An 11,860-nucleotide genomic window follows, 5' to 3' on the forward strand; every position below is an offset into this window, starting at 1 on the left:
GCCCGTCCGGCGTACCGGAACCGGTCGGGTTTCCGCGCCGCCGCCGGGCGGCCCGGTCCGGCCGTGCCCGCCTCGCCCCGTACCGCTCCCGAGTCATCCGCCCGTCGCCCGGCGTCCAGCCGGCGCACACCCGAAGAGCCTTGACAACTCCCCCGCCCGCACAAGAGATTGACGCGCGTAGAGCGCCGCTCTTCGGCCCCTCCCCCGGGCCGCGTCCCACCCCTCCTCACCTCGGAGTCTCCCGAATGCCTCACATACCGAGATCCGCCGCCGTCGGCGCCGTCGTCGCCACCGCGCTCGCCGCCGGGCTGCTCGCCGCCACCGCCGGTGCCTCCACGGCCTCCCCCGCGTCGCCCGGCGCCGCCGAGCAGGTCAGGGTGCACGACATCCAGGGCGGCACGCGTGTCTCGCCGCTCGCGGGGCAGCAGGTCGAGGGCGTGCCCGGCATCGTCACGGGCGTGCGCGGCTACGGCTCCAAGGGCTTCTGGTTCCAGGACGTGCGCGGGGACGGCGACCGCGCGACCAGCGAAGCCGTCTTCGTCTACACCGCCACCACGCCGACCGTGCGCACCGGCGACGCCGTCCGGGTCTCCGGCACGGTCACCGAGTACGTGCCGGGCGGCGTCTCCTCCGGCAACCAGTCGCTGACCCAGATCACCAAGCCGGCGGTGACCGTCGAGTCCTCCGGCAACGCCCTGCCCGCGCCGGTGACGATCAGCGCCAAGAACGTCCCCGGCGCCTACGCCCCCAAGGGCGACCCGGCCGCGGACAACAGCGTCAACGCCCTGCCCCTGAAGCCGCGCGCGTACGCCCTGGACCTCTACGAGTCCCTGGAGGGCATGAACGTACGCGTCGGCTCCTCGCGCGTCGTCGGCGCCACCGACCCGCACGCCGAGCTGTGGGTGACCGTGAAGCCGCACGAGCGCCCGACCCGGCGCGGCGGCGCGCTGTACGGCTCGTACGCCGCGCAGAACACCGGGCGCCTCCAGGTGCAGCAGCTCGCCCCGCTCTCGGAGCGGCTGTTCCCGAAGGCGGACGTCGGCGACGTCCTGAGCGGCGGGGCGGAGGGACCGCTCGACTTCAACCAGTACGGCGGGTACACGCTGGCCGCCCGGGAGCTGGGCGAGGTCAGGAGCGGGGGCCTGGAGCGGGAGCGGACCCGGCCGCAGCGCAAGGACGAGCTCGCCGTGGCCACGTACAACGTCGAGAACCTCGACCCGGGCGACCCGCAGGCGAAGTTCGACGCGCTCGCGTCCGCCGTGGTCACCAACCTGGCCGCGCCGGACATCGTCGCCCTGGAGGAGATCCAGGACGACAACGGCCCGAAGAACGACGGCACGGTCACCGCCGGGCAGACCCTGAAGAAGTTCACGGACGCGATCGTTGCGGCGGGCGGGCCCCGCTACTCCTGGCGTTCCATCGACCCGGAGAACAACAAGGACGGCGGCGAGCCCGGCGGCAACATCCGCCAGGTGTTCCTCTTCAACCCCGAGCGGGTGTCGTTCACCGACCGCGGCGCCGGGGACGCGACCACCGCCACCGGCGTCGTGCGCACCGGCAAGCGGGCCGCGCTCACGCACTCGCCCGGCCGGATCGCCCCGGCCGACGCGGCGTGGACCAACAGCCGCAAGCCGCTCGCGGGCGAGTTCGGCTTCCGCGGCCGGACGGTGTTCGTGGTCGCGAACCACTTCGCGTCCAAGGGCGGCGACGAGGCGCTGACCTCGCACCACCAGCCGCCGACGCGCTCCTCCGAGATCCAGCGGGTGCGGCAGGCCGAGGCCGTGAACTCCTTCGTGCGGGAGATCCGGGGTGCCCAGAAGGACGCGGACGTGCTCGTGGTCGGCGACATCAACGACTTCGAGTTCTCCGCGACGACCAAGGCCCTGGAGGCGGGCGGCGCGCTGCGCGCCGGCGTCAAGTCGCTGCCGCGCTCCGAGCGGTACTCGTACGTCTTCCAGGGCAACTCCCAGGTGCTCGACCAGATCCTGGTGAGCCCCGGCGTCGGCCGGTACCACTACGACAGCGTGCATCTGAACGCGGAGTTCGCGGAGCAGAACAGCGACCACGACCCGCAGGTGGTGCGGTTCCGGCCGTAGCCGCCCGCTCGTGCCCCGGCGCGCGGCTCAGGCGTACAGTCGCGTCAGCCAGTCGTGCCAGGCGGCCTCGGTGCCCTTGGCGTCGGCGCCCGGCGCGAAGTCGTGGATGCTCAGCGCGACGGGCCTGCCGAAGTGGTTGCGGCCGAAGAAGCGGTAGAGCGCGTCCTCGGTGCGCAGTCCGATGAAGTACGTCGTACGGAAGTCGATCACGGCGTCCAGTTCGCTCGCCGCCGCGCCGAGGCGGACGCGGGCGCCCTCCGACGCGTCGTCGGGCAGGCCGAGTTCCTGCGCGAGCCTGACGAAGGCGGAGGCGTCCGCCGCGGCGGCCGGGGCGTCGAGAGCGGTGAAGGTGACGGGGCGGCCCACGAAGTACGTCAGGTACTGCCGCAGGCTGTGCAGATAGAAGTCGGTGTGCTTGCTCGCCGCCTCGTACTGGTCGTCCCAGTCCTGGGCCGCCCTGGCCGCTTGCGCGGCCTCGGCGGCCCGGCCGGCCTGGATTCCTCTGTTGCCCCTGGCGCTCCGAGGAGTCCTGGGGCTCTTGGAACTCCTGAGGTTCCTGGGGTTCCGCAGGCTCTTGGGGTTGTGCGGGCTCTTGGGGTTGCTCAGGCCCTCGGGGTCGCTCAGGCCCTCGGGGTTGCTCAGGCTCTCGGGGTTGCTCAGGCTCTCGGGGATCTGGACGTCCGGGATGTCCCGGTGCCCCTGGACGCCCCGGATACCCGGGGCGTCCGGGGCGTTCCGCATGTCCCGGGCGCCGACGACGAACGTGCCTCCGTGCACGTGCCGCACCCAGGAGCGGCGGCCGCCGTCGCGCGGCTCGATGAGGTGCTCCAGGTGGTCGGCGTTCTGCTCCGGCGGGAGCGCTCCGGGGTGGTCCGAGCGGACCGCGAGGTGACGGGGCGGATCCCAGGCGGTGACCACGGCACCGTGCGCCGCGTCACCGCCCACCCGGGGCTCGTACACCATGGGCCACAGCCAGCCGCCGGTGCCGGTGGTGACCGCCTCCCACACGTCCCGGGGCGGCGAGTCGACCTCGAACTCCCGGACTATCTCGAATTCCCTGCCGCTGCCGCTGTCGGTGCCGGTGCCGCTGTCCATCGTCATGACGACTCCTCGGGGCCGAGCGGGACGGCCGGGGCCGCCCGATCCTCGATCACACGCTCTCGTCCTTATGACTCCACCTGCGGCGGCCCCGGTAAAGCCCCTGGGCACGACTATTCGGGCAGGACTGTTCGGGCGGGACTATTCGGGCACGACCCCGTACGCCCGCCGGTAGCGCCGCACCCGGCCCGCCTCCAGCGTGCCCGGGAAGTCCCGCACCCGCCGCCACTCCTCGGACAGCGTGCCGATGCCCTCTCCGGGGGACGCGAGCGCCCGCGCGTGGTCCGCCGCGGTCTCCCACTCCGCGTAGTTGACGATGCGCGTGCCGTCGGTGCTCAGATGGAAGTGCGCCGCCAGCAGGCCGGGGACGGCGGGGCTCGCGGCGATGGCGTCGGTGACCGTCCGCACCCAGGCCCGCTGCCGGTCGGCGTCCGGCCCTTCGAAGGACACGTCGACGGTCACGAAGGCCTCGGGAACGGTGCCCGCGGGGCCCGGACGCACGCTTTCGTGCAGGAAGGTCTTGGTCAGCCCGAGCCGTTCCACCCCGGGCACCGCCGCGTCGATCTCGGCGTTCCGCTCGTCCCTGCCGCGGGCGAAGAAGTCCTGGTAGGCCTCGTCGTCCCGCCACTGCGAGTGGTGCATCAGGGTGGCGCCGTCCTCGCCCTCGTACACGTGGTACGACAGCAGGCCCTCGTGCGGCCAGGGGCGGCTCTCCCAGGCCGCGGCGATCGCGTCGACCGCCGCCCGCTGCCGCTCGGGCGTGCCGACGTGCCAGGTGCTGAAGAAGGCGAGGCCCACGTCGGAGCGGGTCGGGTCGGGGTGCGTGGTGGCGCGCTGCGTCATGGGACTCTCCACTGGCGTCAGGGTGTTGTCTGCCGGACGACCCCTACGCTCCAATGTGAACCTCGGTTCAGGTCAAGCCCGCCCGCCTCACCCTCGCCCGCCTCCGAGTTCACCCGCCGCCGGGCGCACCCGCCTCAAGCCCGTTCCGGCTCGGGCAGCGTCACCGCGACGAGGCCAGGGCGCTTCGCCCGGTGCGTCCCGCCCCCCGCCGCCCCCGGCCGCACCCGGACGACCCGGCGCCGCACCCACGGCCCCACCGCGCCGGCGAGCCAGCGCACCTCCTGTGCCGCGCCGGCGAGCGCCGAGACCGGGGCGAGCGGGGGCAGCGGACGCGCCCAGTCCGCGAAGCCCGCGAGACCGAGCGCGTCGGCGACACCGGCGGCGACGCGGGCGTGGCCGACGGGGCTCGCGTGCGTCCGGTCACGGCTCCACAGCCGCGGGTCGGCGGTGATGCGCTGCGGGAACAGATCGAGGACCAGGACGCCGTGCCGGTCGGCGGCGGCGCGGACACGGGCGTTGAGGTCGACGACGCGGGGCTGCGCCCGGCGGGCCAGGGGCGCGATGCGGGCGATGTCGGGGAAGGTCACGGTGACCACGCGGGCGCCCGTCGCGGTGAACTCGGCGAACATCTCCTCGACGGCGCGTGCGGTGCGGGCCGGGTCGTAGCCGGGCCTGACCAGGTCGCCGACGCCCGCGACCACGGTCACGAGGTCCGGCTTCAGGGCGAGGGCCGGGGCCAGTTGCTCGTCCCTGACCTGCTCCGCCAGGCGCCCGCGCACCGCCAGGTTGGCGTACGCGAAGTCCGGGTGGCCTGCGGCGAGCATCTCCGCGAGCCGGTCGGCCCAGCCGCGGTAGCCGCGCCGTTCGTCACCGTCGCCGAGGCCTTCCGTCTGGCTGTCTCCGACGGCGACGTAACGCTCGTACGGATGCGGGGTCATGGCCCGAGGGTCCTGCGCCCGCCGGGGCGCGTCAACGAGGCCTCTTCGGCGCGAGTAGCACTCCGGCCACATCCCGCCCCGTCCGTGTCATCACGCCCCGCCGCGCCCGCCGCCCTGCCCGGATCGTGACGCGAGGGTGCGACGGCTCCGGCCCCGCGCGGGCTTGCGTTACCCCGTTACCCCAGTTACCCCCGCTACCCCCGTTCCTGACCGGGACCGTCCTGCCCCTGGCCGCCGATGCGCCCCAACTCGACCTGGAACCAGTCGAGGCGGGCCTGGAGCAGGGCCGCTTCGGCGGCCAGCTCGGGCAGCCCGACACCGGCCGCGGCGGCCGGGCCGAGGGGCCCCGGCACGGCACCCGGCACGGAACCCGCCCCCTCGGAGGCCGTCGCGGGCGCGGGCAGCACCCGCAGCCCCTCCCCCGCCACCGCGGCGAACCGCGACAGGCTCACCGCCGTGCCGCCGCTGCCCCGCCCGCACCGGCCGCACACCGCTTCCAGCGCGCGCCAGCCCGGTCGGCCCCAGCCCGCGTCGGCGAGGCGGGTGGCCGCCGCGCCGCAGCCGCACGGCTGCACGGTGAGCACCCGCACCCGCTGGCGCGCGTAGCGGAAGCCCTTCTCGAAGCGGATGTAGGCGCCGAGCACGGCCACTTCGAGCAAGGCGGCCCTGCGGTGCTCGGCAGTGCACAGGAGCCCTTCCGCCGCCGAGCGCTCGTGCACGCAGTGGAAGCCGCAGTCGCAGCGCCGGTGCGGCGCGCGGTGCCGCCGCCCGTAGGCGCAGCGGGCCTCGTCGAGCGCGCCGTAGGGCAGGGAGCCGCCCAGCGAGACGCCGGTGAACCCGGCCCGGGTGCCGTCCTGGGACAGGACCGGGTGGGCGATCTTGTATCCGGTGGGCGGCTCCGTGAGGCGTTCCTCGGGAAGCCGTAACCTCATCGGCCGGCCGGCACCTCGTCCAGGACGGGGGCCGGCTCCGCGGCGGCCGGGGCGGGTTCGGGCACGGTCTCTACGTCCCGCGGCGGGGTGCAGGACCGCTCGGCCTCCCGCTCCTGCGGACTCTCCTCGGCGATTCCGGTGGCGACTGCCCTGCCCAGCCTCATGGTGCCTCCTGTGAACGACCTGTGGACGTCCCGGCGTCTGCGCGTCCGGCTCCCGCCATGGTGACGCATTTCCGTGCGCGTGGGTACGGTCCCTCACGGGTTCGCCTCCGCACCTCGTAGCACTGCTGCCCGTCACCTGGTGGCACTGCCGCCCATGATCTCGTAGCACTGCTGCCCGTCATCTCGTAGCAGAATTAAGTGGAGCTTCACTCCCGGCGGGCTGAGACTGCCCTTATGACCGCAGCTCATCTGCCCCCCACGACGCACGCGGCGCGCGCCGTTCCCGCCGCGCCCCTCGGCCGCGCCCTGTGCGCGATGGTCACGCCCTTCACCACGTCCGGCGCCCTCGACCTCGACGGCGCCCAGTTGCTCGCCGACCGGCTGGTCGCCGAGGGCTGCGAGGGCCTGGTCCTGTCCGGCACCACCGGTGAGTCACCGACGACGTCCGACGCGGAGAAGGCCGCGCTCGTGGAGGCCGTCCGCGAGGCGGTCGACGGCAGGGCGTCGGTCGTCGCGGGCGTCGGCAGCAGCGACACGGCCCACACCGCCGAGCTCGCCCTGCGGGCCGAGAAGGCGGGCGCGGACGGGCTGCTCGTGGTCACGCCGTACTACAGCAGGCCGCCGCAGGAGGCGGTCGAGGCCCACTTCCGCGCGGTCGCCGACGTGTCGGGACTGCCGGTGGTCCTCTACGACATCCCGGGCCGCACCGGCACCCGCATCGAGCCGGACACGATGCTGCGGCTCGCGGACCACCCGCGGATCGTGGCGGTGAAGGACTGCGCGTACGACCTGCTCGGCTCCGCGAAGGTGATGGCCAACTGCGACCTCGCGTACTACACGGGCTGCGACGAGTTCGTCCTTCCGCTGTACGCGCTCGGCGGCGCGGGTTACATCAGCACGGTCGCGAACGTGGCGCCGCGCGGCCTGCGGGCGATCGTGGACGCGTTCGACGCGGGCGACACGGCGGCGGCCGCGCGCGGGCAGCGGCAGCTCACCGAACTCATCGAGCTGATGATGGCGTCGGGGCTGCCCGGCGCGGTCACGGCGAAGGCGCTGCTCGGCGCGCTCGGCCTGCCCGCGGGCCCGGTCAGGGCACCGCTGCTGCCCGCCGGCCGCGAGGCGGTCGACGGGCTGCTGGCCGCCTATGAGGCGCTGGGCGGAGCGCTGCCCGCGGGGGCGGTTCAGCGGGTCGTGAGCATCGGCGACCAGACGCCCTTGTAGCCCTTCGGCCGCTCGCGGAGCGCGGTCAGCGGGACGGTCCTGTCGCTGCCGACGGTGACGAGGACGAGCCGCGTCCGCTGCTCGTTCTTCCCGGTGCAGGGTCCCGGGCCGCAGCTCAGGGCGATGAGGCGGTTGCTGTCGGCCCAGGCGAGCTGTTCGCTGCTCGGCACCCGGGCGATCTGCTTGCCGGTCCGCGGGTCGAGGATCGGGGAGCCCTCGGTGGTGCCGTCGGCGGCGAGCAGCTTCCCGTCCGGCGAGAGACCGGCCCGCGGCCAGCCCGCGTGCCGTTCCCCTTCGGGCGCCGCGGTCCTGTCGCCCGCCATGGTGTACCAGTCGCGGTAGTTCCGGCCGCGCGGACCCTCGTACTGCTGCACGTAGAGCCGGCTGCCGTCGTGGCTCCAGTGCAGGTCCTGCCGGGCGACACCGGCGTACCCGCCGTCCTTCTCCCCTGGTGTCTGGGGCAGTTCGCGGAAGGGGCCGACGTCGCCGGACGCGGCGTCGACGACGACCCAGCCGGTGCGGCTGAAGTGCTGCTGCGGCGCGGGGGATGTGCCGGGCACCTTGACGAGGCGGTCGGGGTTCTTGCTGTACGTGGTCGCCACCAGGCGCTTGCCGTCCGGCGACCACTCGACGGCGGCGGCCGGGTGGGCCGGTGTGATCCAGCGCGTGACCTCGCCGGACGCCAGGTCGAGGAGGCCGATGCGGCGGGCGGGCAGTTCGCCCTCCAGGACGGCGGCGGTCCGCATGCCGGGGGCGACGGCGACCCAGGCCCACCTGTCGTCGGCCTTCTCGTACTTCTGCGTCCTGGGGTTCAGGAGCCAGTAGGAGCGTACGAGGACCTCGTCGCCGTTGCGCTGCCTCATGTCGCGGAACGCGGCGTACCCGGCCATGCCCACCCGCCCGGCCGCGACGAAGTCCCGGGGCACCGCCTGGTCGGGGTGCGCAACGACATCGGGGCGGCCCGCCGGGCGCACGTCCCGGCGCCCCGGGTCCGAGGAGTCGAGAGCGGGCACGGCCACGGCCGCGGCCACCAAGGCCGCCGTGGCGAGGGCGGCGCCGGTGACGGCCCGGGTGCGGCGGCGGCGCCGGGCGGCGAGGACCCGGCCCGCCAGGTCACCGGGGGGTCCGGGCTGCTCGGCGGCTTGTTCCTGGAGCGTCTCGCGCACCAGCCTGTCGACGTTCACGGGCGTACCTCCACGGGCGGGATGTCACGGGACGGCGCGGCCTCGGCGGCGGCAGGGCCGAGGTCGGCGAGCTCGGGCGCGAGGGCGCGCAGCCGGGCCAGGGAGCGGTGCGTCGTGCTGCGCACGGTGCCGACGGTGCAGCCGAGGATGCCCGCCACGTCGGCCTCGGGCAGGTCCTCGAAGTAGCGCAGGACGAGTACGGTGCGCTGCCGCGGGGTGAGTCTCGCGAGCGCCGCCCGCATCACCATCCGCAGGTCGGCACCGCCCGCCGTGTCGGCGCCGGGCCGCTCGGGCGGTTCGGCCACCGCCACCTCGCGCCGCGGCCACTTCAGCCGCCACCTGCCGATCTGCTGCCGGTAGAGGACCTGGCGTACGTACGCCTCCGGGTCCTCGATCCTCGACCACCGGCCCGCGGCCTTGACCAGCGCGTTCTGCAGGAGGTCCTCAGCGGCGTGCCGGTCGCCGCCGGTCAGCAGCACGGCGGTCCTCAGCAGCGCCGCGGACCGTCCTTCGACGAACTCCCGGAACCGTTTCTGACTCTCGGCATCCATCGTCACCTTCTCGTTCACGCCCCGGGCCCGACTGCCCTGCGGCCTCTCTGCCCCTGGTGACGTGCGCGGACGTGTGCCGCTATGCCTGGTCCCGCGAAAACCCTCCGGACATCGTCCACTTCAGGGTGTCGCCGTCCCGCTCGAAGGCGACCCGCCGGGTGCCGAAGCGGGCGACGGCCGCGACGGTCGCGGCCCGCGCCCTGAGCGTGACACCCCGGCAGGCTCCGCTCCCGGCCCGGTACACGACGGCGGGCTCGGACCAGCCGCGTTCCCGGGGGCCGCGGTCCTGGGCGTAGAGGCGCTCGTCGCGCAGGCAGTACAGGGCGACGCGGCGGCCGTCCCCGAGCTTCACCTGGAACTCGAAGGGGCTGCGGCTGCCGCTCCAGGGGATGTCGCTGTGCCGGAGGGCGTGGGTGCGCGCGTCCGTGTCACGCCCCTGCGCTGCCGTACCGCGGCCCTGCGCTGCCGCGTCACCGCCTCGCCCTGCCGCGTCACCGCCCCTAGCTGCCGTGTCCCTGCCCAGGCTCTCGCCGCTGCCCGCGAGCAGGACGACCACGGCCGCGGCCCCGGCCGCCAGGGCTCGTAACGCGGCGCCCAGGGGCCGTGCCCCTGTCTTGTACATGCCGATCTCCCCTCCGACTGCGCGCAGCATACGCAACGAGGGCGCCCCTCCGGCAGGAAGGGCACCCTCATCACGGACGCGTGACCGGGCGGCACCGGGCCGCCCGCGCGGGTCAGTTGTGGCTGTGCAGCACGTCGTTGAGGCCGCCCCAGACCGCGTTGTTCGGGCGGGCCTCGACGGCGCCGGTGACCGAGTTGCGGCGGAAGAGGATGTTCGAGGCGCCGGACAGGTCGCGGGCCTTCACGACCTCGCCGTCGGGCATCGTGACGCGCGTGCCCGCCGTGACGTACAGACCGGCCTCGACGACGCACTCGTCGCCGAGCGCGATGCCGACGCCCGCCTCGGCGCCGACGAGGCAGCGCTCGCCGATGACGATGCGGACGTTGCCGCCGCCGGACAGGGTGCCCATGGTGGACGCGCCGCCGCCGATGTCGGAGCCGTCGCCGACGACGACGCCCGCGGAGATGCGGCCCTCGACCATGGAGGTGCCGAGGGTGCCGGCGTTGAAGTTCACGAAGCCCTCGTGCATCACGGTGGTGCCCTCGGCGAGGTGCGCGCCGAGCCGCACGCGGTCGGCGTCGCCGATGCGCACGCCCTTGGGGGCCACGTAGTCCGTCATGCGCGGGAACTTGTCGACGGACGTCACCGCCAGGTGCAGGCTCTCGGCGCGGGCGTTCAGACGGACCTTCTCCAGGTCGTCGACGGCGACCGGGCCGAGCGAGGTCCAGGCGACGTTGGCGAGCAGCCCGAACATGCCGTCGAGGCTCTGGCCGTGCGGCTCGACCAGGCGGTGGCTGAGCAGGTGCAGGCGCAGGTACACGTCGTGCGCGTCCAGCGGCTTGTCGTCGAGGGAGGAGATGACCGTGCGGACGGCGACGACGTCCACGCCCCGGCGGGCGTCGGGACCGATCGCCTTCGCGGCGCCTTCACCGAGCAGTTCCACGGCGCGCTCGGCGGTCAGCCGCTCGCTGCCGGAGGGACCCGGCTCGGCGACGAGCTCGGGCGCGGGGAACCAGGTGTCGAGAACGGTGCCGTCGGCGGCGACGGTGGCAAGCCCGGCGGCAACAGCGCCGGTAACGCGGGGAGCAGTCGTATCGGTCATGGGTGCAACCTAACCGGGGCGGGGGCGCGGAGGCGAACCGGTGCCGGAGCGTCTCAGGTGCCGGGCGCCCCCGGCGGCTCGCCGGACTGCGGGTCCGCGCCCGACTACGGGGCCGCGCCCGACTACGGGGCCGCGCCCGACTACAAGCTCCGCTAGGAGGGAGTCCCCGCCGAGGCCAGGACCCGCCCGAGCATCTCCCGGGTGTACGCCTCGTCGTACTCCGCGCCCGTGAGGAGCACCTGGAGGCAGATGCCGTCCATCATCGCCACCATGCCCCGCGCGGTGACGGGGTCCGTCCGCTCCCGCAGGACCTCGCCGACGCCCTCACACCACTCGGCGGCCACCGGCCGCAGCGCGGGGCGGCGCAGCGCGGCCAGATACAGCTCGTACTCCAGCTCGACCCCTTCGCGCCCCCCGGCAGCCCACTCCCCGAGCAGCGCCGCCAGCTCGGCGGGCAGGTCGGCGTCGGGGTCCTGGAGGACTCCACGCTCGCGCACCAGTTGCGCGAACCCCTCGTTGGACTGCCGCAGCGCGGCGACCAGCAGATCGTCGAGGGTCCTGAAGTGGTACGTGGTCGACCCGAGCGGCACATCGGCCTCGGCGGCGACGGAGCGGTGGCTCAGGCCCGCGATGCCCTTCTCGGCCGCGACCCGCAGCGCCGCGTCGATGATCCGCTGCCGTCGCTCGGGGTCGTAGCGGCGCCCCATCAGTGGGCCCCGCCCAGATTCAGCACCACCACACCCGCGATCACGAGCACGATCCCCAGGATCTTGACCATGCTCGTCGACTCCCCGAGGAACAGCATCCCGATGCCCGCGACGGCGGCGGTCCCGATCCCCGCCCAGATCGCGTAGGCGGTCCCCACCGACAGCGTCTTCAGCGTCTGCGCGAGCAGTGTGAAGGCCAGCAGATATCCCGCGACGGTGAACAGCGACGGCCAGAGTCGGCTGAATCCCTCGCTGTACTTCATGGCCGTCGTCCCGGCCACCTCCGCCGCGATGGCCGCGGCCAGCAGTCCGTATCCCATGCGTACGAGTGTACACATCGATGCGTACGGCTGTACATATGCAGGCGCATGCAAAAGGGCCCGCACCAGTCGGTGCGGGCCC

The 11,860-nt window shown here is 74.2% G+C and carries 13 protein-coding genes; 2 read left to right on the forward strand and 11 right to left on the reverse strand.

The genetic code is table 11. From position 1 onward, the window contains the following. The first annotated feature begins 245 nt into the window (after positions 1-245). Positions 246-2,096 carry an endonuclease/exonuclease/phosphatase family protein gene (locus GPA10_RS19560; protein ID WP_157166626.1) on the forward strand — a complete coding sequence of 617 codons (1,851 nt, stop codon included), beginning with the start codon at positions 246-248 and terminating at the stop codon, positions 2,094-2,096. Positions 2,097-2,123: 27 nt separating this feature from the next. Here the strand turns inward: GPA10_RS19560 and GPA10_RS42070 are convergent, their stop codons facing one another. From GPA10_RS42070 to GPA10_RS19590, 5 genes are all read right to left on the reverse strand, one after another. Further along, the gene (locus GPA10_RS42070) at positions 2,124-3,197 is read right to left on the reverse strand and encodes an SRPBCC family protein (protein ID WP_214660349.1); all 1,074 of its coding nucleotides are present in this window, start codon (positions 3,195-3,197) and stop codon (positions 2,124-2,126) included. Positions 3,198-3,335: 138 nt separating this feature from the next. Continuing rightward, a complete protein-coding gene (locus GPA10_RS19575) occupies positions 3,336-4,037 on the reverse strand; it encodes an antibiotic biosynthesis monooxygenase (RefSeq protein ID WP_157166627.1) in 702 nt (233 codons plus the stop codon). A gap of 134 nt (positions 4,038-4,171) precedes the next feature. After that, complete coding sequence (locus GPA10_RS19580; RefSeq protein ID WP_157166628.1) at positions 4,172-4,975, reverse strand: SGNH/GDSL hydrolase family protein; 804 nt, start codon at positions 4,973-4,975, stop codon at positions 4,172-4,174. A gap of 194 nt (positions 4,976-5,169) precedes the next feature. Then, positions 5,170-5,907, reverse strand: coding sequence for a hypothetical protein (locus GPA10_RS19585; RefSeq protein WP_157166629.1), 738 nt, complete (start codon positions 5,905-5,907; stop codon positions 5,170-5,172). Further along, complete coding sequence (locus GPA10_RS19590) at positions 5,904-6,071, reverse strand: hypothetical protein (protein ID WP_157166630.1); 168 nt, start codon at positions 6,069-6,071, stop codon at positions 5,904-5,906. The genes GPA10_RS19585 and GPA10_RS19590 overlap by 4 nt, the downstream gene beginning before the upstream one ends. Positions 6,072-6,305: 234 nt before the next feature. On the opposite strand from GPA10_RS19590, the gene dapA reads away from it, so the two are divergent. After that, positions 6,306-7,292: a 4-hydroxy-tetrahydrodipicolinate synthase gene (gene dapA, locus GPA10_RS19595; protein WP_157166631.1), complete on the forward strand. Its 987-nt coding sequence runs from the start codon at positions 6,306-6,308 to the stop codon at positions 7,290-7,292. Here the strand turns inward: dapA and GPA10_RS19600 are convergent. The 6 genes from GPA10_RS19600 to GPA10_RS19625 all read right to left on the reverse strand — a co-directional run bounded on the left by GPA10_RS19600 (position 7,253) and on the right by GPA10_RS19625 (position 11,778). Continuing rightward, positions 7,253-8,476, reverse strand: coding sequence for a TolB-like translocation protein (locus GPA10_RS19600; protein WP_343041111.1), 1,224 nt, complete (start codon positions 8,474-8,476; stop codon positions 7,253-7,255). The two genes, dapA and GPA10_RS19600, sit on opposite strands and share 40 nt — an antisense overlap. Beyond that, positions 8,473-9,027, reverse strand: a complete 555-nt coding sequence (locus tag GPA10_RS19605) for a SigE family RNA polymerase sigma factor (protein WP_157166632.1) — start codon at positions 9,025-9,027, stop codon at positions 8,473-8,475. Before GPA10_RS19605 ends, GPA10_RS19600 begins: the two co-directional genes overlap by 4 nt. Before the next feature lie 79 nt (positions 9,028-9,106). Next, positions 9,107-9,649 carry a hypothetical protein gene (locus GPA10_RS19610; RefSeq protein ID WP_157166633.1) on the reverse strand — a complete coding sequence of 181 codons (543 nt, stop codon included), beginning with the start codon at positions 9,647-9,649 and terminating at the stop codon, positions 9,107-9,109. A 112-nt stretch (positions 9,650-9,761) separates the two neighbouring features. Continuing rightward, entirely contained in the window at positions 9,762-10,751 is a 990-nt protein-coding gene (gene dapD / locus GPA10_RS19615) for a 2,3,4,5-tetrahydropyridine-2,6-dicarboxylate N-succinyltransferase (RefSeq protein WP_157166634.1), read from the reverse strand. Positions 10,752-10,903: 152 nt separating this feature from the next. Beyond that, positions 10,904-11,458, reverse strand: coding sequence for a TetR/AcrR family transcriptional regulator (locus GPA10_RS19620; RefSeq protein ID WP_157166635.1), 555 nt, complete (start codon positions 11,456-11,458; stop codon positions 10,904-10,906). Beyond that, on the reverse strand, positions 11,458-11,778 hold the full coding sequence (locus GPA10_RS19625) for a DMT family transporter (protein ID WP_246259444.1): 321 nt from the start codon (positions 11,776-11,778) through the stop codon (positions 11,458-11,460). Before GPA10_RS19625 ends, GPA10_RS19620 begins: the two co-directional genes overlap by 1 nt. Positions 11,779-11,860 lie beyond the last annotated feature (82 nt).

The organism is Streptomyces typhae, from assembly GCF_009755605.1.
GTDB lineage: Bacteria > Actinomycetota > Actinomycetes > Streptomycetales > Streptomycetaceae > Streptomyces > Streptomyces typhae.